Source organism: Sphingomonas sp. UNC305MFCol5.2 (assembly GCF_000712135.1).
Classification (GTDB): domain Bacteria; phylum Pseudomonadota; class Alphaproteobacteria; order Sphingomonadales; family Sphingomonadaceae; genus Sphingomonas.
On record NZ_JOOE01000003.1, the window covers coordinates 680417 to 703306 of the forward strand.

Annotated in this window: 32 protein-coding genes; 10 read left to right on the forward strand and 22 right to left on the reverse strand. The window is 66.1% G+C overall.

The window, feature by feature from the left end; all coding sequences use genetic code 11:
• Window positions 1–3 precede the first annotated feature (3 nt).
• The 5 genes from BR78_RS0115025 to BR78_RS0115050 all read right to left on the reverse strand — a co-directional run bounded on the left by BR78_RS0115025 (window position 4) and on the right by BR78_RS0115050 (window position 4003).
• Window positions 4–933 (reverse strand): electron transfer flavoprotein subunit alpha/FixB family protein, encoded by a 930-nt coding sequence (locus tag BR78_RS0115025; RefSeq protein WP_029936907.1) that lies wholly within the window; start codon window positions 931–933, stop codon window positions 4–6.
• On the reverse strand, window positions 930–1682 hold the full coding sequence (locus BR78_RS0115030; RefSeq protein WP_029936908.1) for an electron transfer flavoprotein subunit beta/FixA family protein: 753 nt from the start codon (window positions 1680–1682) through the stop codon (window positions 930–932). The genes BR78_RS0115025 and BR78_RS0115030 overlap by 4 nt, the downstream gene beginning before the upstream one ends.
• An 88-nt stretch (window positions 1683–1770) precedes the next feature.
• Window positions 1771–2229 (reverse strand): GFA family protein, encoded by a 459-nt coding sequence (locus tag BR78_RS0115035; protein ID WP_029936909.1) that lies wholly within the window; start codon window positions 2227–2229, stop codon window positions 1771–1773.
• Window positions 2226–3425, reverse strand: coding sequence for an ADP-forming succinate--CoA ligase subunit beta (gene sucC, locus BR78_RS0115040; protein ID WP_029936910.1), 1200 nt, complete (start codon window positions 3423–3425; stop codon window positions 2226–2228). Before sucC ends, BR78_RS0115035 begins: the two co-directional genes overlap by 4 nt.
• Window positions 3426–3697: 272 nt before the next feature.
• Window positions 3698–4003: a hypothetical protein gene (locus BR78_RS0115050; protein WP_029936911.1), complete on the reverse strand. Its 306-nt coding sequence runs from the start codon at window positions 4001–4003 to the stop codon at window positions 3698–3700.
• A 25-nt stretch (window positions 4004–4028) separates the two neighbouring features.
• On the opposite strand from BR78_RS0115050, the gene BR78_RS0115055 reads away from it, so the two are divergent.
• From BR78_RS0115055 to BR78_RS0115065, 3 genes are read left to right on the forward strand one after another with little or no spacing between them, the layout of a single operon-like run.
• The gene (locus BR78_RS0115055; protein ID WP_037566915.1) at window positions 4029–4529 is read left to right on the forward strand and encodes a sterol desaturase family protein; all 501 of its coding nucleotides are present in this window, start codon (window positions 4029–4031) and stop codon (window positions 4527–4529) included.
• Window positions 4530–4562: 33 nt separating this feature from the next.
• Window positions 4563–4997 (forward strand): peptide-methionine (R)-S-oxide reductase MsrB, encoded by a 435-nt coding sequence (msrB, locus tag BR78_RS0115060; protein ID WP_029936913.1) that lies wholly within the window; start codon window positions 4563–4565, stop codon window positions 4995–4997.
• Between the two features lie 40 nt (window positions 4998–5037).
• A complete protein-coding gene (locus tag BR78_RS0115065) occupies window positions 5038–7164 on the forward strand; it encodes a transglycosylase domain-containing protein (protein ID WP_029936914.1) in 2127 nt (708 codons plus the stop codon).
• Between the two features lie 209 nt (window positions 7165–7373).
• Here BR78_RS0115065 and BR78_RS0115070 read toward each other — a convergent pair whose 3' ends face one another.
• The 3 genes from BR78_RS0115070 to BR78_RS0115080 are packed head-to-tail and all read right to left on the reverse strand — an operon-like array spanning window position 7374 to window position 9090.
• Window positions 7374–8060 carry a M48 family metallopeptidase gene (locus BR78_RS0115070; RefSeq protein WP_029936915.1) on the reverse strand — a complete coding sequence of 229 codons (687 nt, stop codon included), beginning with the start codon at window positions 8058–8060 and terminating at the stop codon, window positions 7374–7376.
• Window positions 8057–8491 (reverse strand): YcgN family cysteine cluster protein, encoded by a 435-nt coding sequence (locus BR78_RS0115075; RefSeq protein ID WP_029936916.1) that lies wholly within the window; start codon window positions 8489–8491, stop codon window positions 8057–8059. Before BR78_RS0115075 ends, BR78_RS0115070 begins: the two co-directional genes overlap by 4 nt.
• On the reverse strand, window positions 8488–9090 hold the full coding sequence (locus tag BR78_RS0115080; RefSeq protein WP_231478272.1) for an SCO family protein: 603 nt from the start codon (window positions 9088–9090) through the stop codon (window positions 8488–8490). Before BR78_RS0115080 ends, BR78_RS0115075 begins: the two co-directional genes overlap by 4 nt.
• A gap of 56 nt (window positions 9091–9146) precedes the next feature.
• Between BR78_RS0115080 and BR78_RS0115085 the strand changes: the two genes are divergently transcribed.
• Window positions 9147–9758, forward strand: a complete 612-nt coding sequence (locus BR78_RS0115085) for an ankyrin repeat domain-containing protein (RefSeq protein WP_037566752.1) — start codon at window positions 9147–9149, stop codon at window positions 9756–9758.
• A gap of 3 nt (window positions 9759–9761) precedes the next feature.
• Here BR78_RS0115085 and BR78_RS0115090 read toward each other — a convergent pair whose 3' ends face one another.
• The 11 genes from BR78_RS0115090 to BR78_RS0115140 all read right to left on the reverse strand — a co-directional run bounded on the left by BR78_RS0115090 (window position 9762) and on the right by BR78_RS0115140 (window position 16581).
• Window positions 9762–10244 carry an MmcB family DNA repair protein gene (locus BR78_RS0115090; RefSeq protein ID WP_051683350.1) on the reverse strand — a complete coding sequence of 161 codons (483 nt, stop codon included), beginning with the start codon at window positions 10242–10244 and terminating at the stop codon, window positions 9762–9764.
• 49 nt (window positions 10245–10293) lie between these two features.
• On the reverse strand, window positions 10294–10941 hold the full coding sequence (locus BR78_RS0115095; RefSeq protein ID WP_029936920.1) for a cell wall hydrolase: 648 nt from the start codon (window positions 10939–10941) through the stop codon (window positions 10294–10296).
• A 154-nt stretch (window positions 10942–11095) separates the two neighbouring features.
• Complete coding sequence (locus BR78_RS0115100; RefSeq protein WP_029936921.1) at window positions 11096–11434, reverse strand: DUF1491 family protein; 339 nt, start codon at window positions 11432–11434, stop codon at window positions 11096–11098.
• Window positions 11434–11961, reverse strand: a complete 528-nt coding sequence (locus BR78_RS0115105) for a PaaI family thioesterase (RefSeq protein ID WP_051683351.1) — start codon at window positions 11959–11961, stop codon at window positions 11434–11436. Before BR78_RS0115105 ends, BR78_RS0115100 begins: the two co-directional genes overlap by 1 nt.
• Window positions 11894–12361: a PTS sugar transporter subunit IIA gene (locus BR78_RS0115110; protein ID WP_029936923.1), complete on the reverse strand. Its 468-nt coding sequence runs from the start codon at window positions 12359–12361 to the stop codon at window positions 11894–11896. Before BR78_RS0115110 ends, BR78_RS0115105 begins: the two co-directional genes overlap by 68 nt.
• 41 nt (window positions 12362–12402) lie before the next feature.
• Window positions 12403–12990, reverse strand: a complete 588-nt coding sequence (gene hpf / locus BR78_RS0115115) for a ribosome hibernation-promoting factor, HPF/YfiA family (protein WP_029936924.1) — start codon at window positions 12988–12990, stop codon at window positions 12403–12405.
• Between the two features lie 57 nt (window positions 12991–13047).
• A complete protein-coding gene (gene dnaQ, locus BR78_RS0115120) occupies window positions 13048–13740 on the reverse strand; it encodes a DNA polymerase III subunit epsilon (RefSeq protein ID WP_029936925.1) in 693 nt (230 codons plus the stop codon).
• Window positions 13741–13746: 6 nt separating this feature from the next.
• Window positions 13747–14340, reverse strand: coding sequence for a dephospho-CoA kinase (gene coaE, locus BR78_RS0115125; protein ID WP_029936926.1), 594 nt, complete (start codon window positions 14338–14340; stop codon window positions 13747–13749).
• On the reverse strand, window positions 14337–15146 hold the full coding sequence (aroE, locus tag BR78_RS0115130; RefSeq protein WP_029936927.1) for a shikimate dehydrogenase: 810 nt from the start codon (window positions 15144–15146) through the stop codon (window positions 14337–14339). The genes coaE and aroE overlap by 4 nt, the downstream gene beginning before the upstream one ends.
• Window positions 15143–15763: a Maf family protein gene (locus BR78_RS0115135; protein WP_029936928.1), complete on the reverse strand. Its 621-nt coding sequence runs from the start codon at window positions 15761–15763 to the stop codon at window positions 15143–15145. Before BR78_RS0115135 ends, aroE begins: the two co-directional genes overlap by 4 nt.
• Entirely contained in the window at window positions 15760–16581 is an 822-nt protein-coding gene (locus tag BR78_RS0115140; protein WP_197021385.1) for a pyruvate, water dikinase regulatory protein, read from the reverse strand. The genes BR78_RS0115135 and BR78_RS0115140 overlap by 4 nt, the downstream gene beginning before the upstream one ends.
• 309 nt (window positions 16582–16890) lie before the next feature.
• Here BR78_RS0115140 and hemE point away from each other — a divergent pair, with 309 nt between their 5' ends.
• From hemE to BR78_RS0115165, 5 genes are all read left to right on the forward strand, one after another.
• Entirely contained in the window at window positions 16891–17928 is a 1038-nt protein-coding gene (gene hemE / locus BR78_RS0115145; RefSeq protein ID WP_029936930.1) for a uroporphyrinogen decarboxylase, read from the forward strand.
• A gap of 22 nt (window positions 17929–17950) precedes the next feature.
• The gene (locus BR78_RS0115150) at window positions 17951–18403 is read left to right on the forward strand and encodes a CopD family protein (RefSeq protein WP_029936931.1); all 453 of its coding nucleotides are present in this window, start codon (window positions 17951–17953) and stop codon (window positions 18401–18403) included.
• Between the two features lie 202 nt (window positions 18404–18605).
• Complete coding sequence (gene rho, locus BR78_RS0115155; RefSeq protein WP_029936932.1) at window positions 18606–19862, forward strand: transcription termination factor Rho; 1257 nt, start codon at window positions 18606–18608, stop codon at window positions 19860–19862.
• A 168-nt stretch (window positions 19863–20030) separates the two neighbouring features.
• Window positions 20031–20324 carry an antibiotic biosynthesis monooxygenase family protein gene (locus BR78_RS0115160; RefSeq protein WP_029936933.1) on the forward strand — a complete coding sequence of 98 codons (294 nt, stop codon included), beginning with the start codon at window positions 20031–20033 and terminating at the stop codon, window positions 20322–20324.
• Window positions 20325–20365: 41 nt separating this feature from the next.
• Window positions 20366–21052, forward strand: a complete 687-nt coding sequence (locus BR78_RS0115165; protein WP_051683374.1) for a TerC family protein — start codon at window positions 20366–20368, stop codon at window positions 21050–21052.
• Window positions 21053–21055: 3 nt separating this feature from the next.
• Here the strand turns inward: BR78_RS0115165 and BR78_RS0115170 are convergent, their stop codons facing one another.
• The 3 genes from BR78_RS0115170 to BR78_RS0115180 are packed head-to-tail and all read right to left on the reverse strand — an operon-like array spanning window position 21056 to window position 22608.
• Complete coding sequence (locus BR78_RS0115170) at window positions 21056–21430, reverse strand: hypothetical protein (protein WP_029936935.1); 375 nt, start codon at window positions 21428–21430, stop codon at window positions 21056–21058.
• A gap of 6 nt (window positions 21431–21436) precedes the next feature.
• A complete protein-coding gene (locus tag BR78_RS0115175; RefSeq protein ID WP_029936936.1) occupies window positions 21437–22132 on the reverse strand; it encodes a dienelactone hydrolase family protein in 696 nt (231 codons plus the stop codon).
• On the reverse strand, window positions 22129–22608 hold the full coding sequence (locus tag BR78_RS0115180) for a methylated-DNA--[protein]-cysteine S-methyltransferase (protein ID WP_029936937.1): 480 nt from the start codon (window positions 22606–22608) through the stop codon (window positions 22129–22131). The genes BR78_RS0115175 and BR78_RS0115180 overlap by 4 nt, the downstream gene beginning before the upstream one ends.
• A 50-nt stretch (window positions 22609–22658) precedes the next feature.
• On the opposite strand from BR78_RS0115180, the gene BR78_RS0115185 reads away from it, so the two are divergent.
• Window positions 22659–22889, forward strand: coding sequence for a DUF6489 family protein (locus BR78_RS0115185; RefSeq protein WP_029936938.1), 231 nt, complete (start codon window positions 22659–22661; stop codon window positions 22887–22889).
• Window position 22890: the final 1 nt, after the last annotated feature.

The window sequence follows — 22890 nt, forward strand, 5'->3', positions numbered from 1 at the left end:
GCCTCAGAGCTTCTCGGTCAGCTCCGGGACGATCTTGAACAGGTCGCCGACCAGGCCGATGTCCGCGACCTGGAAGATCGGGGCGTCCTCGTCCTTGTTGATCGCGATGATCGTCTTCGAGTCCTTCATGCCGGCAAGATGCTGGATCGCGCCCGAGATGCCGATCGCGATATAGACTTCCGGGGCCACGATCTTGCCGGTCTGGCCGACCTGATAGTCGTTCGGGACATAGCCCGCGTCGACCGCCGCGCGCGAGGCGCCGACCGCGGCGCCGAGCTTGTCGGCGAGCGGCTCGATGATCGCGTGGAAGTTCTCGCCGTTCTGCAGCGCGCGGCCGCCCGAGACGATCACCTTGGCGGCGGTCAGCTCGGGGCGCGTCGATTCGGCGATCTCGGCACCGGCGAAGGCCGACAGACCCTTGTCGCCCGCACCAGACACCGCCTCGACCGTGCCCGAGCCGCCGCTGGTCGCCGCCTTGGCGAAGGCGGTGCCGCGCACGGTGATCACCAGCTTCTTGTCGCTGGTCTGCACCGTGGCGATGGCGTTGCCGGCGTAGATCGGCCGCGTGAAGGTATCCGGCCCCTCGACCGAGAGGATGTCGGAGATCTGCATCACGTCGAGCAGCGCGGCGACGCGCGGCGCGATGTTCTTGCCGGTGGTGGTCGCCGGGAAGACTGCCGCGTCGTGGCTTTCCATCAGCGAGGCAATCAGCGGCGCGACATTCTCGGCGAGCGCGTGTTCGTACGCCGAATCGTCGGCGAGATGGACCTTGCCCACGCCGGCGATCTTGGCGGCTTCGTCGGCCACCGCGGCGCAGCCCGAACCGGCGACGAGGAGGTGGACTTCCCCCAGCTGCGAAGCCGCGGTGACGGCGGCGAGCGTCGCGTCCTTGACCTGCTTGTTGTCGTGTTCGACCCAGACGAGCGTCTTCATTTCGCGACTCCCAGACCCTTGAGCTTCTCGACCAGCTCGTCGACGCTGCCGACCTTGATGCCCGCCTGGCGCTTGCCGGGCTCGACCACCTTAAGCGTCTTGAGGCGTGGCGAGACGTCGACGCCGTAATCGGCGATCGTCTTCTTCGCGACCGGCTTGGTCTTGGCCTTCATGATGTTGGGCAAAGTCGCGTAGCGCGGCTCGTTGAGGCGCAGATCGGTGGTGACGATCGCCGGCAGCTTGAGATCGACCGTCTCGAGCCCGCCATCGACTTCGCGCGTGACCTTGACGCCGTTGCCGCCCAGTTCGACCTTCGACGCGAAGGTGCCCTGCGGCCAGCCGAGCAAGGCCGCGAGCATCTGGCCGGTCTGGTTCGAATCGTCGTCGATCGCCTGCTTGCCGAGGATGATCAGCCCGGGCTGTTCCTCTTCGGCGACCTTGGCGAGCAATTTGGCGACGCCGAGCGGCTCGACTTCGTCCTCGGTGGCGATCAGGATCGCGCGGTCGGCGCCCATGGCGCGGGCAGTGAGCAGAACGTCGGTCTCGGCCTTGGGCACGCCGATCGTGACGACGACGACTTCGGTCGCGGCGCCCTTCTCCTTCAGCCGGACCGCCTCTTCGATGGCGATCTCGTCGAACGGATTCATGCTCATCTTGACGTTGGCGAGGTCGACCCCCGTCCCGTCGGCCTTCACGCGAGGCTTCACATTATAGTCAAGCACCCGCTTGACCGGCACCAGGACCTTCATCTGCTTCTCTCCCTAGGCTCATCCCAGTTTCCGGGGAGGAAAGGTCGAGCCTCGAATAAAACTCCACTGGCTTACGTTTACGCGAACGTCAACCTGCGCGCGAACCGGCGAACTCTGCGACGAGCGGCTCGAATGATTCGGGCGGCGGGAAGGTTGCGAAGCTATGCGTCGCGCCGGTCTTCGCCCAGGGCAAGGCCTCGGACGTCCAGGTTTCGAAGAAGGGCGGATCGGACGGCGGCACGTCGAGCAGCGTGGTGCGCACGTTGACGAAGGTGTCGAAACCCTCGGGCCGCGTGAACATCCAGCTCATGCAATGGTCGCAGAAATAATGCCGCGTCGCGCCGTGAAGCCCGCCGATCACCGGTTCGCCGGCGGTGACTTCGAACTTGTCGGCGGGCCAGGCGCCGCTCACCGAATAGGCACTGCCGCTCATCCGCTGACAGCCGCGGCAATGGCAGGCGGCAGTGAAGAGGGGGGCGCCGGACAGGCGGAAGCGAACCCGCCCGCAGCGGCATTCGCCTTCCGCCGTGCCGGGCGCCTCGGTCATGCCGCCTGCTGGACCTCCGCGACGATCTTCTTCGCAGCGTCGCCCAGATCGTTGGCGGCGACGATCGGCAGGCCCGAATTGGCGAGGATGTCCTTGCCCTGCTGGACGTTGGTGCCTTCGAGGCGGACGACCAGCGGAACCGAGAGGTTCACTTCCTTCGCCGCGGCGACGATGCCCTCGGCGATGATGTCGCAGCGCATGATCCCGCCGAAGATGTTGACGAGGATGCCCTTCACCGCCGGATCGCTCAGGATGATCTTGAACGCCGCGGTGACCTTTTCCTTGTTGGCGCCGCCGCCGACATCGAGGAAGTTGGCCGGGAACATGCCGTTCAGCTTGATGATGTCCATCGTCGCCATGGCGAGGCCGGCGCCGTTGACCATGCAGCCGATATCGCCGTCGAGCTTGATGTAGGCGAGGTCGTATTTCGACGCCTCGAGCTCCATCGGATCCTCTTCGGTCTCGTCGCGCAGTTCGGCGAGGTCCTTGTGGCGGAACATCGCATTGCCGTCGAAGCCGACCTTGGCGTCGAGCACCATCAATTTGCCGTCGTCGGTGACCGCAAGGGGATTGATCTCGATCTGCTCGGCATCGGTGCCGAGGAAGGCGTCGTACAGCTTCGAGGCGGTCGAGGCGGCCTGCTTGGCGAGATCGCCGGTCAGCCCGAGCGCGGCGGCGACGGCGCGGCCGTGATGCGGCATGAAGCCGGTCGCCGGGTCGATGTCGATCGAATGGATCTTCTCGGGCGTGTCGTGCGCGACGGTCTCGATGTCCATGCCGCCCTCGGTCGAGGCGACCATCGAGATGCGGCCGGTGGCGCGATTGACGAGGAGCGCGAGGTAGAATTCCTTGGCGATGTCGACGCCGTCGGTGACGTAGAGGCGATTGACCTGCTTTCCGTGCTCGCCGGTCTGGATCGTCACCAGGGTATTGCCGAGCATGTCGGTCGCGGCGGCGCGGACCTCGTCCTCGGTCTTGGCGAGGCGGACGCCGCCCTTGGCATCGGGGCCCAGTTCCTTGAACTTGCCCTTGCCGCGGCCGCCGGCATGGATCTGCGCCTTGACGACATAGAGCGGCCCGGGGAGCTTCTTCGAAGCCGCGACGGCCTCTTCGACGCTGAGGGCGGCATAGCCTGCGGGAACCGGAACGCCGAACTTGGCGAGCAATTCCTTGGCCTGATATTCGTGGATGTTCATGGGCGCGCCCCTATCTTGCCGGCGGGATCAATTTGCGGAGGCCTTAAGCACGCCGCGCCGATGAATCCAAATCTTTTCCGCGTAAATGCGATTGCGAGGTAATTGCAATATGGTTCCGTGTGGGCGGTTTGGCTTCATCCTCCCCCGCCAGGGGGAGGTGGCAGGCGCAGCTTGACGGAGGGGGAGGAAGCACGACGGCCAGTTGGTCGCTTACCGCCCCCTCCGTCGCCTTCGGCGCCACCTCCCCCTGGCGGGGGAGGATCGAGCGCGCGTTAGTCCGCGAGCCCCGTTGCGCAGAGTGCCGCCGAGCTCGAGGTGACTCCGAGAATCTCCGCGTCCCCTAGCGCCCGCACCCGGTGGAGGAATTGATCGACCGATTCGGCACCGCCGGCATAAGGCAGATCGGCGATTCGCATCAGCTGCTTGAGCGACAGCCGATCGACCATCCGCTCGGCCATGCACGCCGACAGCGGCCTGGGCAGGCCGGCGCGGATCAGTCCCGACCGTAGCCGCGCCTCGGGGACCGCGCAGCTCGACAGCAGGGCGGCGGCGATGAGGAAAGCGAACCTTATCTGCATGGTTCCGGCGCGCTATATCGCCGCCATGCACCCGGCAATCGGAATCCTGCTGTTCGCCGCAACCGTCGCCGGGATGGAGGCCTTCGCTTACGCAGCGCATCGCTGGGTGATGCACGGGCCCGGCTGGTTCCTCCATGCGAGCCACCATGCCCCGCGCACCGGCATGTTCGAGCGCAACGACCTCTACGCCGTGATCTTCGCGATTCCCTCGATCGTGCTGCTGCTCGGCGGCGTGCAGCTCGGCTGGTGGCCGGGTACGACATGGATCGGTGCGGGAATCGCCGCTTACGGGGCGATCTATTTCGGCTTTCACGACGTGATCGTCCATCGCCGCCTGGCGCACCATTATGTCGCACGCTCGACCTACATGAAGCGGATCGTCCAGGCCCACCGGCTGCATCATGCCGTGACGAGCAGGCACGGCGCAGTGAGCTTCGGCTTCCTCTGGGCGCCGCGCGCCGACACGCTCAAACGCCAGCTCAAGGCCCGCAGCGACTTGATCCGGGTTAATATGGAGCCGGATTGACGCGCGCCGCGGCCGGGCACACATCTAGAGTCCATGGAGCAGCTCAACCTGTCCGAGTCCGAGTGGCGCAAGCGGCTCACGCCCGAACAATATCATGTGCTGCGCGAAGCCGGCACCGAGCGCGCCTTTTCGGGGCTTTACAACGACAACAAGGCCGACGGCATCTATCGCTGCGCCGCGTGCCAGCTCGATCTGTTCGACAGCGCCGACAAATATGATTCGGGGTCGGGCTGGCCGAGCTTCACGCAGCCGGTCGCGCCCGACCGCGTCGTCGAGCATGCCGATGTCAGTCACGGAATGCGCCGCGTCGAGGTGCGTTGCGCGCGCTGCGATGGCCATCTCGGCCATGTCTTCCCCGATGGCCCCCCGCCGACGGGCCTGCGCTATTGCATGAATTCGGTGAGCCTGGATTTTCGTTCACGCGGCGGCAACCCGAACGGCGCTAGCAGCGAACCCTCCGGCTCCTGATTCTTGTGAGCCGCGGCTTTAGGGCTTAACCACCGCTTCGATGGCTTCCAGAAAACCGAAACCCGCTCGCTCGAAATCCTGGTGGCGCACCGGATCCGGATGGAAACGCCTTGCCTTGTGGACGGTGATCGCCGGCGTGACGGCCGGGCTGATCGCCGCCGTCGCGCTGGGAATCGCAGTCTATTCGACGCGCAGCTCGCTGCCGAGCTATGACGAGCTCAAATCCTCGCCCAACGGCCAGATGATCCGCGTCCATGCCGCCGACGGCACCGTCCTGGTGTCGCTCGGGCCGAGCTATGGCGAGTGGATCCGATACGATCAGATCCCGCAGGTGATGAAGGACGCGATCATCGCCGTCGAGGATCGCCGCTTCGAGGATCACTGGGGCGTCGATCCCTGGGGCCTCGCGCGCGCGGTGCGCACCGGCATCGCCAATCGCGGCTCGGGCCGCCGCCTGCAGGGCGCTTCGACGATTACGCAGCAGGTCGCACGGACGATCTTCCTGTCGAACAAATATGATTTCGGGCGCAAGATGCGCGAGGCGGTGCTCGCGCTGGCGATGGAGCGGAAGTTCTCGAAGGACCAGATCCTCGAGCTCTATCTCAACAAGGTCTATTTCGGCGGCGGCGCCTATGGCATCGACGCTGCGAGCCGCAAGTTCTTCGGCCATTCCGCCAGCGAGCTGAGCCTCGCCGAGGCCGCGGTGATCGCCGGCCTCGTCAAGGCGCCGTCGCATTATTCGCCGACCGCCGACGCCGAGGCCGCAGTGAGCCGCGCCAGCGTGGTGCTCGACGTGATGGCCGAGACCGGCAAGATCAGCCGCGCCACCGCAGCCGCCACCGACCCGCGCACCGTCAAGCTCGCGCCCGAGCCGCGCCAGAACAGCGTGCGCTATTTCACCGACTGGGCGCTTCCCCAGCTCGAGATGCTGATCGACGAGAGCGAGGCGCCGCTCGAGGTGTGGACCACGCTCGATCTCGACATGCAGCGCGCCGCCGACGAGGCGATCCGCAAGAACGCGCCCGGCAATGCCCAGGGCGCGCTCGTCAGCCTAGACCGCGACGGCGCGGTCCGCGCGATGGTCGGCGGCAAGGACTATGTCGCCTCCATCTACAATCGCGCGACCCAGGCCGTCCGCCAGCCGGGATCGGCGTTCAAGCTGTTCGTCTATCTCTCCGCGCTCGAAGCCGGGCACAAGCTCGACGATACGGTGGTCGACGAGCCGGTGACGATCAACGGCTGGACTCCGCGCAACAATTCGGGCCGCAATTCGGGCCCCGTCTCGCTGCGCACCGCCTTCGCTTATTCGCTCAATACGATCGCGGCGAAGCTGGGCCAGGAAGTGGGTTTCAGCACGGTGGCCAGCATGGCGCGCCGCTTCGGCATCACCACGCCGATCAACACCCAGCCGGCGATGGTGCTCGGCACGTCGAACGTCCGGCTGATCGACATGACCCGCGCCTTCGCCTCGGTGGGGCAGAAGGGTGTCGCGGTCACGCCGTACGGCATCACGCGCGTCACCGCGAACGGCGCAGTGATCTACCAGCACGAAGTCGATACCAGCCATGTGCTGGTCGCGCCCTATGTCGCGGCGCAGATGACCGACCTGCTCCAGACCGCAGTCGCCACCGGCAGCGGCCATGCGGCGCAGATCGGGCGGCCGGTAGCGGGCAAGACCGGGACCACCAGCTCGAACAAGGACGGCTGGTTCATCGGTTTCTCCTCCGGGCTCACCACCGGCGTGTGGATGGGCCGCGACGATGCCAAGGTCGTCCCCGGGCTGCAGGGCGGCACCGCGCCGGCGCGCGCCTTCGCCGCCTTCATGACCAAGGCCGTGGCGAAACGCCCGGTCGAGCAATTCGATACGCAGGTCACTTTGCCCGAATGGCAGCTCGAGCCCGAGGACAATGCCTATTACGCGCAGCCCGACAACGGCATGTTCGTCGATCCCGACGGCAATCCGCTGCCCGAAGACCAGCAGCCGCGCAGCGACGGCACCGAGGAACAGACGCCCCCGGACGAACGGCTCGACCAGGACTGGATCGACCGGATGACCGGCAACGGCCCGCCGGCACCATCAGGGCCGGTGCGCACCCAACCGCGCGACGATCGCCGCCAGCCGCCGCCACGGGATCGCACGCCGCCCCCCAGCGAGGAAGGCTTCTAGGCCGCTGGAATCACGCCGTGGCGAATGGAAGCTGCGGTGCTCTAGGTTGAATATTGTTTCTCGTCACCCCGGCCTTGAGCCGGGGTCCCGCCGCCTTCAGGCCGGACAGAAGAAGCGGGATCCCGGCTCAAGCCTGTCCTGAGCGCCTGCCTTGCAGGCAGTCGAAGGGGCCGGGATGACCGAAATTTATCAACAGCTTGTATGGGTTCTTAACCGACGAGCGGATTGCAGCGGCCGATCCAGTGCAGCCCGGCGCCGTTGCGGCGCAGCCATGCGCGCGCGGGGCCGGGATCGGCTTCGTAGAGTTCGGCCACCAGCCGGTGAAAGACCGGCGAGTGGTTCATGTGGATGCGATGCGCGACTTCGTGCGCGACGGTCGCGCGGCGGACGAAATCGGGCGCGAGGATCAGCCGCCAGCTATAGCGGATCGCCCCCGATGAAGCGCAGCTCCCCCAGCGGCCGCGCGGATCGCCGACCGACACCCGCGTCACGATCACGCCGGCGCGTTCGGCATATTCGGCGGTCTCGGCGCTGAGCACGCGCAGTGCCTCGGCGCGCAGCCAGCGCTCGACGCGGCGCTCAAGTCCTTCGCGCGGGCCGCCGCAGATCAGCGTGCCGCCGTCCAGCTTCGGGGTGCGCGGCGCCGAGGGGACCGAGACGATCTCGGTCTCGCGGCCGGCGAGCGGAAAATACGCACCTGGCGTCAGTGGGCGCATTTCGGGGAGCCGCGCTTGCTGCGCCGCGATCCAGCCGCTCTGTTCCTCGGCCCAGGCCAGACCCTTTTTGAGCGAGGCGCGTGGGGGCAATGTCAGCCGTATCCGCCCGTCGCGCGGATCGACTGCGAGCCGCATGCAGCGCGCCCGCGCATGGCGGACGACTTCGATTCCGCGGCTCAAAGCGTGCGGTCCACCAGATGGTGCTCGAAGTCCCCGGCATCGTCCTCGGAGATCGTCCAGCCGCGCGTCGACTGGCCGGCCGCGTGTACTGCCTCGCGATCGCCGCACACCAGATAATGCCATTCGGGGAGCTGCTCGCCCGCCGCGCGCAGGCGATAGGCGCAGGTCGAGGGCAGCCATTCGATTCCGGCGACGTTGTTCGCGTTGAGCCGCACGCATTCGCTGACATAGGCATGGCGGTGGCGATAGTCGCTGCACCGTCCCATGCGCCGATCGAGCAGGCGGCAGGCGACGTTGGTCGCGTGCAGCTCGCCGGTCTCCTCGTCCTCGAGTTTGTGGACGCAGCATTTGCCGCAGCCGTCGCACAGGGCTTCCCATTGGGCGCGATCGAGCTTCGCGAGCGGCACGTCCTCCCAGAAGCGCGCGCTCATCGGACCCAGTGCTTCGCTTGCTCGGCGATCGCCTGCCCGTCCTTGTCGATCGGCAGCGACGTGATCGGCGCGCCGTCGGGACCCATCAGGAAGGCGACCGCGAGGTGATCGACCATATAGCCGCCACCGGGTCCCGGCGGCTGCTTCTTGAAATAGACGGCATAGCTCTTGGCCACCTGGGCGATCGCCTGCGGGCTTCCGGTGAGGCCGACGATGCCGGGGTGGAAGTTCGCCACGAACTGCTTGATCGCTGCCGGCGTATCGCGCTCGGGATCGACGGTGATGAAGATCGGTACGACCTTCGCCGCAATGCGCGGCGCTTCCTTGTCGAGGATCTTCATCGCCTGGCCGATCTTGGCCATGTCGGTCGGGCAGACGTCGGGGCAATAGGTGTAGCCGAAATAGACGATGCGGTACCGGCCGGCGAAATCTCCGTCGCGCACGGTCCTGCCATTCTGGTCGATGAGCGTGAACGGCCCGCCGATCCGCGCACCGGCGAGCGGCGGCTCCTCGGGCTTGGCGGCGCCGCATCCCGCAAGCGGGATCGCGCAGAGCAAAGCGAGGGCTGGAAACATCCTGTACATGGCGCCGTCAGCCATGATCTGTTAGTCGAGCGCTTGCAAGAACGGGGTTCAGTCAGGGGTTCAGCCGCATCATGGGTTTTCGTGTGTTCCGCGTAGCCGCCGTCGCCGCCTTGGCGCTCGCTGCGGTTCCCGCCGTCGCGCAGCAGTTTTCGGACGGCTACGAGTTCCTCAAGGCCATCCGGGATTCGGACGGCGCCAAGGTCAACAAGTTCCTGCTCGATCGCTCGCTGCGCATCGTCAACACCAAGGAGCGCGGCAGCGGCGAGGGTGCGCTGCACATCGTCGCCAGGCGCTCGGACGCGCTCTATCTGCGCGTGCTGCTCCAGGCCGACGACATCAACCCGAACCTGCAGGATGCCCGCGGCAACACCGCGCTCATCATTGCGATCGAGCAGAACTGGAACGAGGGCGTCGGAATCCTGATCAAGTACCGCGCCAACGTGAACCTCGCCAACAGCGGCGGCGAGACGCCGCTGATCCGCGCGGTGCAGATGCACAATGCCGACATCGTCCGCCAGCTGCTCGACGCCAAGGCCAATCCCGACCGCGCCGACTACGGCAGCGGCAAATCGGCACGCGACTATGCCCGCGAGAATACGCGCTACCCGGCGATCGCCAAGCTGCTCGCCGATGCGCCGAAGGCAGGCGCGAAGACCGGCGCGACGGGACCCGGCGCGAACTGAGGCTCAGAAGACCTGCTCGGCCTCGGGGTCGAGCAGGTGCGTCACGCGCCGCGCGGCGCGCCGGGCGAAGGCAAGGGTGCATTTCTTGCGCGTCGCGGCGGCCAGCGGCACCGTCGCCGCCTCGCGCACCACCGCCGCGTCGTAGCGATCGGCGACGATCAGCCCCGCGCGCTGCGGCAGAAATCCCTCCTGCTCGAACGGCCGCAGGTCGAACCCGGCGGGCACCGCCCAGAAGAAGCGGTCGCAATGCGCGAGATAATCGGTCCATTTGCCGTCGCCGAGCAGATCGGCGCGCGACACCTTGATCTCGACGATCACGATATTGCCGCGCGCATCGAGTGCCATAAGATCGGCCCGCCGGCCGCCGTCGAGCGGCACTTCGGCGATCGCGACGCAATCGTGGCGAAGCAGCATCCGCGTGACGCCGCGGGCGACTTCGCTCGCCACCAGGGGCGCATCGGATGGCAAAACAGCCGGGGAGGTCATCCCCGGCTGTTAGAACATTCAGCGAACGCGGGAAAGCCCCGCGCCAGAATCAGCGATAGAAAATGTGGTTGCCCACCGTGGCGACACGCGCACGGCCCCAGCTCGGCTTCACGTAGCGCGCGTGGAAATACAGCGCGTTCTCGGCCGGGCTGTCCCACAGATCCTGCTGCGCGACCTTGGCGACGCCGAGCGCCTTGCGCCACTGGGCGTTCGCCGGCGGAGTCGGCAGCTTGCCGCCGCGCACGAACGAGAACTGGCCGCGCTGGGTGATCACCGAGCAGATCGACTTGGGGAACCGGCCCGACTTGGTGCGATTGATGATGACGTCGGCAACGGCGAGCTGGCCGGCGAGCGGCTCGCTCTTCGCTTCGTAATAGACACCGACCGCGAGGCAGTTGAGCTCGGCATCGGCGCCGGCGCCGCCCTCATGCGCGGCCACCGCGGCGGAGAGAGTCGCGAAATCCTGATCTTCCTTGAGCGCCGCTTCCGGGAGCGGCTGCACGATCTCGCCGTCCTGCTTCAGGACCGGCTGCGCCACGATCGCCGGCGCCGGAACAACTTGGTGTTCCTGAGTGTTGACTGCCTGGACCGGAACTTCCTGGTTCACGAGACCGGCGTCAAGCGTGGCTGCATTCGCAAGTGCGCCAGCGCAAAAAGTCACAGCCGCGAAGGTCGCGGCGCGTGGCATGAACTTCATTATGCTTCAATATTATGCGGTTGGCGCGCGACAGACCGTCAACAAACCTGGTCTGCCGGGCTTCCCCCCCGACTGCGTAACCGTCCGGTCTCACACCCCGATCGGCACAACGCTATGGAACGTCTGCCGCCTTTCCCCGCGCGGGCGCGCAATGTCAATCAACGTTAAACGTTTCAGCGGCGAAGCGTTCGGCATCCGCGATATCCAGTTCGATCACCCACAAATCCGAGTCATAGCCCCGCCGGCGCTGCCAGTACGCCGTGACCTCCCCCTCGTCGGCGGTTTCGCGGGGCCCCGAAGTGATCAGCTCAGGGACACCCTTTGGACCAAGACCGCGTTCGAAGAAGCGCGGATTTGTGCCTTTTTGGTACGTCAGCAACAGGATTCCGCCTGCGGTCGCGTCGCCTTTGGCGAGCACCATCGCCGATCCGCCTGCCTGATTCACACGTCGAATCAAGGCGCTGACCAGCGTTGCGCTGGTCAGCCGCGCCATCACGCCGTCCGATAACCAGGGAGCGAAGCGAGCGGGATCCGCGAGCGCATGAAGGTGCCGGTGCCGCGTGCCGCTTCCTCGCCGCTCGCGTCGATCAGCCGCGCTTCGGCGACGAACACCCGGCGCTGCCCGCTCACCCAGCGGCCCTCGGCAATCACCGGGCCCTCGCCCAGCGGTTTGGTGAAGAGAAGGTTGAACGCAGTGGTGAGCAGGAAGCGATCGGTGACGAGGCTGTTGGCGGCATAGAAGGCCGCGTCGTCGAGCATCTTGAAATAGCTCGTTCCGTGCGCCGCGCCAGCGGCGTGGAAATAGCGCGAATCGATGCGGAACCGGATCCGTGCGATTCCACCCTCGGCGATCTCGAGCGCGGATTCGAACAGCCGATTGATCGGCGCGGCGGCATAGAGCGATTCGAGCGCACGGAAATGCGCTTCGGCGCCCCGCGGCTCAGGGCGAGGCTCAGGCGGCGTCGCGCGTCTCCACCCCGGCGAGCAGCGCGAACAGCGCGTCGTCCGAGCCCGCGCCACGCAATTTGGCGGCGAAATTGCGGTCGCGCAGCTTGCGCGACACGCAGGCGAGCGCCTTGAGATGCTCGGCGCCCGCGCCCGTGGGCGAGAGCAGCATGAACACCAGATCGACCGGCAGATCGTCGATCGCGGCGAAATCGATCGGCTGGTTGAGCCGAACGAACACGCCGGCGACGTGCTTCAGCCCGTCCAGCTTGCCGTGCGGAATCGCGATTCCGCCGCCAAAGCCGGTCGAGCCGAGCTTCTCGCGTTCGCCGAGCCGCTCGGTCACCAGCTTCGCGTCCACGCCGTAGGCGCGCGCCGCGGCGGTGCCGAGCTGCTGGAACAATGTCTTCTTGTTTGCAGCACCCAGGCCGGCAAATACTGCCTCGGGCGTCAGCAAATCGCTGAGTTCGGTCATCGGTTGTCCAAAGCGTTCCGCCCCCCCGGGGCGCTCTCCCCCTAGGCCTGTGTGCGGTTCGGCTCAACCCAGCCGATCGTCCCGTCGCCGCGGCGATAGACCATGTTGTGGGTTCCGGTCGCGGTATTGCGGAACAGCAGCGCATTGGTGTGGCGCAGATCGAGCATCATCACGGCGTCCGAAACCGTCGCCTCGGGCACGTCGACACGCGTCTCGGCGATGATCAGGGGCGCCTCGGCGGGCTCTTCCTCCGCCGCCGGCTCCTCGAACAGGGTATAGCCGGCATTGTCATAGGCGCCGTTCTCGGCGAAGGCATTGACGGTGCCGTTCTGCCGGTCCTTGAGCCGGCGAGTATAGCGACGGAGCTGCTTGTCGATGCGATCGGCGGCGCCGTCGAACGCGCCATTGGCCTCCATCCCCGAATTCGACGATTTGAGCACCAGTCCCTGCATCACGTGCATGACGATGTCGCACGTGAAGCCATTGTCGTGCGGCCCCTTGCCGAACGTGGCCTGCGCCGAGAGGGCGCGCGAAAAATATTTGTCGGCGATACCCTGGAGTCGTTCGGTGACCAGCGTCTTGAGTGCTGCGCCGGTTTCGACCTGATGGCCAGAGACTCGGATATCCATGACATTACCTCCGCTTCAAAATGAGGTCGCTCCGACGCGAGCGTCGACCGCATCCAATCAACCGGATGCCGCCGATGCCCAGAGCGGGTCCTCCAACTTCTGGACAAAGGCTGCGTGGCGCTCAAGTTCCACGGCCGATGCCGCAAAATGCCGGGCAGGTCGCACATGGACCCGGTTCGCGGCCTCGGCGGGCGTCTCGCGCATCACCGGCGCGTCGACCGCGAGGCCCAAAGTGATCTGCCGCCCGCCGGTGAGCTCGACATAGACCTGCGCGAGCAATTGCGCGTCGAGCAGCGCGCCGTGGAGCGTGCGTGCGCTGAGGTCGATTCCGTAGCGCGTGCACAGGGCATCGAGCGTGTGCTTGGCGCCGGGATGCTTGACCCGCGCGATCGCCAGCGTGTCGACCATCCGGCCATGGTCGATCACCGGCCGGCCGCAGCGGCCGAGCTCGCCGTTGAGGAACGAGAAGTCGAACCCGGCATTGTGCGCGACCAACGGGCAATCGCCGAGAAACTCGATCAGCTCCTCGACCACGTCGTGGAAGAGCGGCTTGTCCGAAAGGAAGCGCGCGCTCAGCCCGTGGACGCGTTCGGCCTCGGCCGGCATGTCGCGCTGGGGGTTGATATAATGGTGCAAATGCCGGCCGGTGGGCACGCGGTTGACCAGTTCGATGCAGCCGATCTCGACCAGCCGGTCTCCGCCCGCGAAGCTGAGCCCCGTCGTTTCGGTATCGAACACGATTTCGCGCATGCCGCCTTATCCTCCCGCGCGCGCGGCTAGGCAAGTGAGGACGTGGCGCACCTGCGCGCGGGTTTCCTCCAGCGGGCCATCGGTGGAAATCACGAAATCGGCGCGGGCGCGCTTCTCCGGATCGGAAAGCTGGCGCGCGAGGATCGATTCGAAACGCTCGACGGTCATGCCCGGACGGCCCAGCACCCGCGCCCGCTGGACTTCGGGCGGCGCCGATACGACCACGATCTTGTCGACCGCCGCCCAGCCGCCCGCTTCGAACAACAAGGGTACGTCGAGCATCACGATCGGCGCGCCGGCATTGGCCGCGAGGAACGCGTCGCGCGCGCGCGCGACCGCCGGATGCACCAGCGCCTCCAGCCGGGCAAACGCCGCCTCGTCGCCGAACACCGCGTCGCGCAATGCCGCGCGGTCGACGCCCTGTTTGCCGGTCGTGTCGGGAAAGGCCGCCTCGATCGCCTCGACCAGCGCGCCGCCGGGGCCCTGCAGATCGTGCACGGTCTCGTCCGCGTCGAACAGCGGCACGCCTTCGTCAGCGAACATCCGCGCGACGGTCGACTTGCCCATGCCGATCGACCCGGTGAGGCCGACGGTGATCATTTCTCCAGCAATTCCCGCAGTTCGTCGTCGCGCGCGCGCGGCGGCTCGGCACCGAAGAACAGTTCGAACGCCAAAGCGGCCTGGCCGATCAGCATGTCCAGCCCGTCGACCGTATCGAGCGCCCGCGCCCGCGCCTGCGCGAGCAGCGGCGTCTCCAGCGGCGTATAAACGATGTCGTAGACCACTGCGTCCTCGGGCAACGGTGCGAGGTCGAGATCGAGCGGCGGCTGCCCGCCCATCCCCAATGCGCTGGCGTTGACCAGCAGGTCGGCAGGCGGAAGCGGGCTGCCGAGCGGCACCGCATCGCCCTTGATCCCGAAGCTCGACAGCAGGGCCGCGGCCTTGAGCACGTTGCGGTTGAGGATCGTCACGCGGCCGATCCCGATCCTCGACAATGCGAACAGGATCGCGCGCGCCCCCCCGCCCGCGCCGATCACCACCGCGTGCCGGCCTTCGAGGTCGAGCCCCGCGATCGGCGCATAGAATCCACCGGCGTCGGTATTGGTGCCGACCAGCGCGCCGTCTTCGGCGCGCACCACCGTGTTGATCGCGCCAATCGTGCCGCGCACGTCGCCGCGATCCTCGACATGGTCGAGCGCCGCCTGCTTGTGCGGGATGGTGATGTTGGTCCCGCGCCAGGCGGGATCGGCGCGGCGCGCGTCGAAATAGTCGGCCAACCCCTCGGGCGTGACGTGCGTCGCGCGATATTCTGCGTCGATTCCCAGCGCCTTGAGCCAGAAGCCGTGGATCAGCGGCGACTTCGAATGCGCGATCGGATCGCCGATGACTTCGGCATATGGCGTCATGGCGTCAGCACTCCCCGGACGCGCAGATAATCGAGCAATGGTAGCATCGGCATGCCGAGAATGGTGAAATGGCTTCCCTCGGTGCGGCTGAAGAGCTGCACGCCCGGCCCCTCCATTCTATAGCAGCCGACGCATCCGCCGATCGCCGGCCATTCCCGATCGAGATATTCGGCGATGAAGGTCTCGGACAGCGTCCGCACATGCATCCGCGCGCGATCGACATGCCGCCAGACGCCGCGTCCACCCTCGGCGATCACCGCCGCGCTGTAGAGATCGTGGTGCCGGCCCGACATCATCCGCAGATGCTCGGCGGCGTTCTCGCGGCTGACCGGCTTGTCGAGCAAGGTGCCGTCGTCGAGCGCGACGACGGAGTCGCAACCGAGCACCAGCGCACCCGGCGCCATCCGCGAGACCTTGAGCGCCTTCAATTCGGCGAGCGCATCCGAGAGATCCCGCGCGGAAATTCCCCCCGCGATCAGCGCATCCTTCGCCGAAGCCTCGTCGACCAGCGCGGCGACGGCTTCATGGGGCACGCCGGCCGCATCGAGCATCGCCCGGCGCGATGCGCTCTGCGAGGCGAGGATCAGACCTGGCCTGAGCGGAGTCGAAGGGTTCATGCATCCTTCTCCCGCAATGTCCGCTCGTTGCAGAGCTGGATGATCGCCGCCGCCGTCTCCTCGATCGAGCGTCGCGTCACGTCGATAACCGGCCAGCCATTGTCGGCGAACATGCGCCGGGCATAAGCGATCTCGCGCTGGACCGAATCCTGGTCGACATAGGCGGTTTCCGGACTCTGGTTGAGCGAGAGCAGCCGGTTGCGGCGGATCTGGACGAGCCGGTCGGCGCTGGTGGTGAGCCCGACGATCAGCGGATGCCGGAGCGTGAAGAGTTCGGGCGGCGGCGGGGATTCGACCACGATCGGGATGTTGGCGGTCTTGTAGCCGCGATTGGCGAGGTAGATCGACGTCGGCGTCTTGGACGAGCGCGACACGCCGGCGAGGACGATGTCGCATTCCTCCCAATCCTCGGCGCCGATGCCGTCGTCATGCGCCATGGTGAACTGGATCGCGTCGACGCGCGCGAAATAAGCGGCGTCGAGCGTGTGCTGCCGCCCGGGGCGCGCCTTTGCTTCCTGTCCGAGCAGATTGGAAAGCGCATGGCTCACCGGATCGAGCGGCGCGATCGCCGGCAAGCCCATCGCCCGGCAGCGCGTCTCGAGCGTGCGGCGGACGTCGTTGTTGACCAGAGTGAAGATCACCAGGCCGGGATTCTGCGCGATTTCCTCGAGGATCCGCTCGAGATGCGCTTCGCTGCGCACCATCGGCCAGAAGTGCCGCAGCGTCTCGACATCGTCGAACTGCGCCAGCGCGGCCTTGGCGATATTCTCCAAAGTCTCGCCGGTGGAGTCGGAGAGCAGATGGAGATGGAGGCGCATCAGGAGGCCGTGCGTGAATCTGTGGAGAACATGCCCAACAGCCGCTAGCGCAACCGTGCGCGGCGGCCAAGCGCGCGAAACCGGGGACCCGATGCGCGATTCTTCCACAACCCCGTCCCCAGCCCCCGGTTCCGGTTCACAGGCTGTGGAAAGCGGGGACACGGAATCCGAATCCGGGCGGCGCCGTGGGCTGCGCGGAGTCAATCTGTTGGCAGTTTCCGGGCAAGTGGCTAAGCCCCGGCTTCCACGCTCCTACTGACTCCAACAACCCTTAGATTCTTATCTTATAGATATAGGAAAGAGGCGTTTCTGACCTCCCCGTCGTCCAAACCGTTGCTCGCGACTCTCAAGGGTGAACGCCAGTCGGTGCCGCCGATCTGGCTGATGCGCCAGGCGGGCCGGTACCTCCCCGAATATCGTGCGCTCCGGGAGGAGAAAGGCGGCTTTCTCGCCCTGGCGATGGACAGCGACGCGGCCGCCGAGATCACGCTCCAGCCGATCCGACGCTTCGGCATGGACGGCGCGATCCTGTTCTCCGACATCCTCATCGTGCCGATGGCGCTGGGACAGGATCTCTGGTTCGAAACTGGCGAAGGCCCGCGGCTCGCACCGACCGTCCAGGCCCGGAATGTACTGGACGCCCTTCAGCCGAACGCTGAGGCACTCGAACCCGTCTATGGCACCGTCCGGCGGGTAGCGGCCTTATTGCCCCCCCAGACCACCTTCCTCGGCTTTGCAGGCAGTCCCTGGACCGTCGCGACCTATATGATCGCCGGGCAGGGCAGCCGCGAGCAAGCCGAGGCACGGCGGCTCGCTTATCGCGATCCCGAACTGATGCAGGCGCTGGTGACACGCATCGCCGATTGCACGATCGAATATCTGCTCGGCCAGATCGAGGCGGGCGTGGAGGCGGTCCAGTTGTTCGACAGCTGGTCGGGCAGTCTTTCTCCCGCGCAGTTCGAGCAATGGGTAATCGCGCCGACCGCACGCATCGTGGCGGCGCTCCACCAGCGTGCGCCCGGCGTGCCGGTGATCGGCTTTCCGAAAGGTGCCGGCGGCAAGCTTCCCGCTTATGCGCGCGAGACGGGCGTCGATGCGATCGGTGTCGACGAGACCGTCGATCCCGTCTGGGCGCATGCCTCGCTGACCGCGAACCTACCGGTGCAGGGTAATCTCGATCCGCTCGCGCTGATCGCCGGCGGTCCGACACTGGAAAGCGCGGTCGACCGTATCCTTTTGGCCTTTTCAGAACGCCCGCATATCTTCAATCTCGGCCATGGCATCCTGCCCGACACGCCGATCGCGCATGTCGAGCAGTTGCTGGCGCGGGTGAGGAGCGGAAAATGACGGCCCGCGAGCGGAGGCGAGCATGACTGGATTTCTCGGCAACGCCTATCTGTGGGTCAAGGCGTTTCACATCATCTTCGTGATCTTCTGGATGGCGGGCCTGTTTCTGCTGCCGCGCTATCTCGTCCATCACCAGGAAGCGCTCGGTACCCCGCAGGCCGCCGATTGGGAAAAACGCGAGGCCTTGCTCCGGCGTACGATCCTCGTGCCCTCGATGGGGATCGTCTGGCTGCTCGGGCTCGCGCTCGCCGCCAATTTCGGGCTGTTCGACGGCGAGCCCGGGCTCGGCTGGCTCCATGCCAAGCTGCTGCTGGTGATCGCGCTCAGCGGCTATAATGGCTGGGCGGTCGGCTATTCGAAGAAGCTGGCCAGGGGGCAGGGCAGCCTCTCGCCGCGCCGGCTGCGCCTGCTGGGCGAGGTCCCCGCGCTGGCAGTGGTGCTCATCGTCGTGCTCGTGGTGGTCAAGCCGTTCTAATTTTGCGGCAGCTCCGGGGCTTTCCGCAATTATCCTGCGCGCAAATCGGTGCGATGCCCGTTGACTTGACCGAGACCCACACCTAATTCGCAGATCAGACCGAACGCTCTTCCGGGCGGCGGTTCCTTCCTTCCAGCATCGCCCATCGTGCGCATCCGCCGACCGACGCTCTCCCCATAGCTTCCCAGCACCCGGACTCCCCATGCATCTCAAGGAACTCAAGAAAACCCCGCCCGCAGAATTGGTCAGCATGGCCGAAGAGCTGGGCGTCGAAAGCGCGTCGACGCTGCGCAAGCAGGATCTGCTGTTCGCCATCCTCAAGGCCCAGGCCGAGAATGGCGAGCAGATCATGGGCGAAGGCACGATCGAAGTGCTGCCCGACGGCTTCGGTTTCCTGCGCAGCCCGCAGGCCAATTATCTCGCCGGCCCCGACGACATCTATGTCTCGCCCAACCAGGTCCGCAAATTCGGCCTGCGCACCGGCGACACGGTCGAAGGCGAGATCCGCGGACCCAAGGACGGCGAGCGCTATTTCGCGCTGACGCGGCTGGTCTCGGTCAATTTCGACGATCCCGACGCGGTTCGCCACCGCGTCAATTTCGACAATCTCACCCCGCTCTACCCTGAGAGCAAGCTGACGCTCGACACGCTCGATCCGACGATCAAAGATAAGTCGGCGCGCGTGATCGACATCGTCGCTCCGCAGGGCAAGGGCCAGCGCGCACTGATCGTCGCGCCGCCGCGCGTCGGCAAGACCGTGCTGCTCCAGAACATCGCCCGCGCGATCACCGAGAACCACCCCGAGGTGTTCCTGATCGTGCTGCTGATCGACGAGCGGCCCGAGGAAGTCACCGACATGCAGCGCAGCGTGAAGGGCGAGGTGATCTCCTCGACCTTCGACGAGCCGGCGCAGCGCCACGTCCAGGTCTCCGAGATGGTGATCGAAAAGGCCAAGCGCCTCGTCGAGCACAAGAAGGACGTAGTGATCCTGCTCGACTCGATCACGCGTCTCGGCCGCGCCTACAACACCGTCGTCCCCTCGTCGGGCAAGGTGCTGACCGGCGGCGTCGATGCCAATGCGCTCCAGCGTCCGAAGCGCTTCTTCGGTGCCGCGCGCAATATCGAGGAGGGCGGGTCGCTTTCGATCATCGCCACTGCGCTGATCGATACCGGCAGCCGCATGGACGAAGTCATCTTCGAAGAGTTCAAGGGCACCGGCAACTCGGAAATCGTCCTCGACCGCAAGGTGGCCGACAAGCGCATCTTCCCGGCGCTCGACGTCGGCAAGTCGGGCACCCGCAAGGAAGAGCTGCTCGTCGACAAGAACAAGCTCTCCAAGATGTGGGTGCTGCGCCGCATCCTCATGCAGATGGGCACGATCGACGCGATGGAATTCCTGCTCGACAAGATGAAGGACTCGAAGACCAACGAGGACTTCTTCGACAGCATGAATCAATAGCCAACACCGTCGCCCCGGCCTTGTGCCGGGGTCCACCGCGAGGCTGGGCGAAGCGCAGGAGGCTCCTGTCTTTGCCCTCGCGGCACAGTGGATCCCGGCACTTCGGCCGGGATGACGAGTATGGATTATACGAGCGCGCGGCCAGGTCCGCCAGGAAGCGGGACGGGGATGATCGTAGAACACGCCCTCCTCAACGTTCGCCCAGGCCAAAGCGAGGCTTTCGAATCCGCAATGCGCGAAGCACGGCCGCTGATCGCCGCCTCGCCGGGATTCGTCGAGATCGAGGTTCGTCCCGCTGCCGAACGCGCGGACCTATATCTGCTCCGCGTGGTTTGGACCGACATCGCCGCGCATCGCGAGGGTTTCCGCATGTCCGACCGTTATCAGGACTGGCGCAGGCTGCTCCACGGCTTCTATGAGCCGATGCCGGTGGTCGAATATTTCGGGGAGTCGATCGTTTGAGCCTGTTCGCATTGTTGTCTGCCGCCGCCACAGCCGGCGGGATGGGATCGCCGCTCGACATCTGGCACCATATCGTCGCCGATTTCTCGAACATCACCGAGCCGGCGGCGCTCGCGGCGTTTGGCTCGGTGCTGATGATCGACCTCGTCCTCGCCGGCGACAATGCGATCGTCGTCGGCGCGCTCGCCGCGGGCCTTCCCGCCGACCAGCGCAGGAAGGTCATCCTGATCGGCATCGGCGCTGCATTGGTGCTGCGTATCATCTTCGCCCTGCTCGTCAGCTGGCTGATGGGGATCGTCGGGCTGGTCTTTGCCGGAGGGCTGCTGCTGCTCTGGGTGAGCTGGAAGTTCTGGCGCGAAATCAGGCATATGGGCGAGAGCCCGGGCTCGGAGGAAATCGCGGGGGACGAACGCTCTGGCGTCCGTTCTGCGCGCACCTTCGCCGGTGCCGCCTGGGCGGTCGCGATCGCCGATGTGTCGATGAGCCTCGACAATGTCCTCGGCGTCGCCGGCGCGGCGCGGGCGCATCCCGGCATCCTCGTGGTCGGACTGCTGCTTTCGGTGGCCTTGATGGGCCTGGCGGCCAATTTCATCGCCAAGTTGATCGATCGCCACCGCTGGATCGCCTATATCGGCCTCGCGGTGATCGTCTTCGTGGCCTTCCGGATGATCTACGAAGGCTGGGTCGGCACGCACCAGACGCCGGGGATTCTAAGCTTCTTCGGGTGAACGCTAGAGGCAGCCTGCCTCCGAGACTCTGGCATCGGCTCCCTGAAGCAGTCCTTCGCCGCTGGTCGACCATTTGATCTCGACGCGTTCGTTGCATGGTAGGCTCTGGATTCGTCGCGTGGCGACGCGCGTCGCTCGTTCGATGACGAACTGGTTGGCGCGCAGCCATGAGAGGAGTTCGCTTTCGGGCACACCCTTGTGGAACCTTCTCCCAAACACGGGCGCTGGCTTCTTCCATTCAGCGTTTCGCAGCAAAGCGGGTCGGTGCTCCGCGTTCGCGACGGCAGCGCCGAAGATCAGATTATCTGCCTTTGCGAGTGCCAGCAGCGCCGCTCCGACCACAAGAATGGAGACAGTCCAGCGGGCGCGCGTGTTCACCGATAGCTAGCCCAGATGCTCCGCGAAGAACGCCGCCGTGCGTTCGTCCGCCAGCTGCGCCGCGGCGTCGGACCGGCGCTTGCCCATCTCCGCCGCGAAGCCGTGATCCTCGCCGGGATAGTCGAACAAGGTCACCTTGGGATGGTCGTCGAGCCCTTCGTGCATCCTCGCCTGGATGTCCGGCGTCACAAAGTGATCGGCGCCCGCGATGTGGAGCAGCACCGGGTTGGCGATCGCGTGCTTCTCGCCGAGCAGATTGTCGATGTTGACGCCGTAATAGCCGACGGTCGCGTCCGAATCGGTTCGCGTCGCGGTCATGAAGGCGAGGCGCCCGCCGAGGCAATAGCCCACCGCGCCGACCTTGCCGCTGCCGCCCAGCTTCGCCCGCGCCGCCTTTATCGTCGATTCGATGTCCTCGATGCCCTTGGTCTGGTCGAACTTGTTCATCCAGCCGAGCGCCTGCTGGAATTGCTCGGGAATGTCGGGATCGAGCTCGATCCCCGGCTGCAGCCGCCAGAACAAATCGGGCGCGAGCGCGAGATAGCCCATCGCGGCCCAATCGTCGCATTTCTGGCGGATCCCCGGATTCACTCCGAAGATCTCCTGAATCACCACGATCGCGGCGCGCGGAATGCCCTCGGGTTCGGCGACATAGGCAAGGAATCTGCCGCTGCCGTCGCTCGCATCGATGCGCACCGTCATAACAAGGTCCCTTCTGAAGGCCGTCGCTCATGCTCGAGCAGCCAGGATTTGGTCTTGGGCCCGTCGCCACCCGAATAATGCCCGAGCGTTCCGCCGCTGCCGACCACGCGGTGGCAGGGGACGACGATCGGGAAGGGGTTTCGCGCGCAAAGCTGGCCGATGGCCCGCGGGCTCGACGCCAGCACCCGCGCCAACGCGCCATAGCTCAGCGTCTCGCCATAGCCGATCGCGATCAGCCCGGCGCGCAGTTCCTCGCCGCGCGGCGTACCCATCGGGGCCAGCGGCAGATCGAATTCCTGACGTTCTTTGGCGAGCCATTGCTCGAGTTGTTCGACGGCTTCGCGCACCGCCTGCGCGCTGCCTGGCGAGCGCGTGGGGTCGCCGCCGATGCGGATCGCTGTCAGCACCGCCTCGTCGCCCTCGATCCGGATCGCTCCGATGGGCGTTGCGATCAGGGCATGGTCGCGCGCATACATGCGGCAAGACTAGCAGCCGCCCCGCGGCCCGCGCAACGGAGACGGCGCCTATGAAGATCAATGTCGAAGTCGATTGCACGCCCGAGGAGGCGCGCCGCGCCATGGGACTTCCTGACCTCTCGCCGGTACACGACCGCTATGTCCAGATGATGGTGGAAGCCATTGAAAAACAAGGAACTCCCGAAGGATTCGCCGACATGATCCGCAATTGGGGGCCGATGGGCGACGGGGCGATGAGCTTCTGGCGGACGATGTTCGAGAGCGGCAAGCAAAGCGGCTGAA

Excerpts from the sequence above, each read along its gene's own strand:
- BR78_RS0115185 (WP_029936938.1), top strand. The coding sequence starts at position 22,659 with ATGAAGATCAATGTCGAAGTCGATTGCACGCCCGAGGAGGCGCGCCGC.
- BR78_RS0115140 (WP_197021385.1), bottom strand. The coding sequence starts at position 16,581 with ATGCGCCTCCATCTCCATCTGCTCTCCGACTCCACCGGCGAGACTTTG.
- BR78_RS0115180 (WP_029936937.1), bottom strand. The coding sequence starts at position 22,608 with ATGTATGCGCGCGACCATGCCCTGATCGCAACGCCCATCGGAGCGATC.
- BR78_RS0115150 (WP_029936931.1), top strand. The coding sequence starts at position 17,951 with ATGACTGGATTTCTCGGCAACGCCTATCTGTGGGTCAAGGCGTTTCAC.
- BR78_RS0115175 (WP_029936936.1), bottom strand. The coding sequence starts at position 22,132 with ATGACGGTGCGCATCGATGCGAGCGACGGCAGCGGCAGATTCCTTGCC.
- dnaQ (WP_029936925.1), bottom strand. The coding sequence starts at position 13,740 with ATGCGCGAAATCGTGTTCGATACCGAAACGACGGGGCTCAGCTTCGCG.
- BR78_RS0115100 (WP_029936921.1), bottom strand. The coding sequence starts at position 11,434 with ATGGCGCGGCTGACCAGCGCAACGCTGGTCAGCGCCTTGATTCGACGT.
- hpf (WP_029936924.1), bottom strand. The coding sequence starts at position 12,990 with ATGGATATCCGAGTCTCTGGCCATCAGGTCGAAACCGGCGCAGCACTC.
- BR78_RS0115065 (WP_029936914.1), top strand. The coding sequence starts at position 5,038 with ATGGCTTCCAGAAAACCGAAACCCGCTCGCTCGAAATCCTGGTGGCGC.
- BR78_RS0115090 (WP_051683350.1), bottom strand. The coding sequence starts at position 10,244 with ATGACCTCCCCGGCTGTTTTGCCATCCGATGCGCCCCTGGTGGCGAGC.
- aroE (WP_029936927.1), bottom strand. The coding sequence starts at position 15,146 with ATGACGCCATATGCCGAAGTCATCGGCGATCCGATCGCGCATTCGAAG.
- BR78_RS0115050 (WP_029936911.1), bottom strand. The coding sequence starts at position 4,003 with ATGCAGATAAGGTTCGCTTTCCTCATCGCCGCCGCCCTGCTGTCGAGC.
- BR78_RS0115095 (WP_029936920.1), bottom strand. The coding sequence starts at position 10,941 with ATGAAGTTCATGCCACGCGCCGCGACCTTCGCGGCTGTGACTTTTTGC.
- sucC (WP_029936910.1), bottom strand. The coding sequence starts at position 3,425 with ATGAACATCCACGAATATCAGGCCAAGGAATTGCTCGCCAAGTTCGGC.
- BR78_RS0115165 (WP_051683374.1), top strand. The coding sequence starts at position 20,366 with ATGGGATCGCCGCTCGACATCTGGCACCATATCGTCGCCGATTTCTCG.
- msrB (WP_029936913.1), top strand. The coding sequence starts at position 4,563 with ATGGAGCAGCTCAACCTGTCCGAGTCCGAGTGGCGCAAGCGGCTCACG.
- BR78_RS0115110 (WP_029936923.1), bottom strand. The coding sequence starts at position 12,361 with ATGACCGAACTCAGCGATTTGCTGACGCCCGAGGCAGTATTTGCCGGC.
- BR78_RS0115075 (WP_029936916.1), bottom strand. The coding sequence starts at position 8,491 with ATGAGCGCGCGCTTCTGGGAGGACGTGCCGCTCGCGAAGCTCGATCGC.
- BR78_RS0115055 (WP_037566915.1), top strand. The coding sequence starts at position 4,029 with ATGCACCCGGCAATCGGAATCCTGCTGTTCGCCGCAACCGTCGCCGGG.
- BR78_RS0115135 (WP_029936928.1), bottom strand. The coding sequence starts at position 15,763 with ATGAACCCTTCGACTCCGCTCAGGCCAGGTCTGATCCTCGCCTCGCAG.
- BR78_RS0115160 (WP_029936933.1), top strand. The coding sequence starts at position 20,031 with ATGATCGTAGAACACGCCCTCCTCAACGTTCGCCCAGGCCAAAGCGAG.
- BR78_RS0115080 (WP_231478272.1), bottom strand. The coding sequence starts at position 9,090 with ATGGCTGACGGCGCCATGTACAGGATGTTTCCAGCCCTCGCTTTGCTC.
- BR78_RS0115030 (WP_029936908.1), bottom strand. The coding sequence starts at position 1,682 with ATGAAGGTCCTGGTGCCGGTCAAGCGGGTGCTTGACTATAATGTGAAG.
- BR78_RS0115035 (WP_029936909.1), bottom strand. The coding sequence starts at position 2,229 with ATGACCGAGGCGCCCGGCACGGCGGAAGGCGAATGCCGCTGCGGGCGG.
- BR78_RS0115085 (WP_037566752.1), top strand. The coding sequence starts at position 9,147 with ATGGGTTTTCGTGTGTTCCGCGTAGCCGCCGTCGCCGCCTTGGCGCTC.
- BR78_RS0115025 (WP_029936907.1), bottom strand. The coding sequence starts at position 933 with ATGAAGACGCTCGTCTGGGTCGAACACGACAACAAGCAGGTCAAGGAC.
- coaE (WP_029936926.1), bottom strand. The coding sequence starts at position 14,340 with ATGATCACCGTCGGCCTCACCGGGTCGATCGGCATGGGCAAGTCGACC.
- rho (WP_029936932.1), top strand. The coding sequence starts at position 18,606 with ATGCATCTCAAGGAACTCAAGAAAACCCCGCCCGCAGAATTGGTCAGC.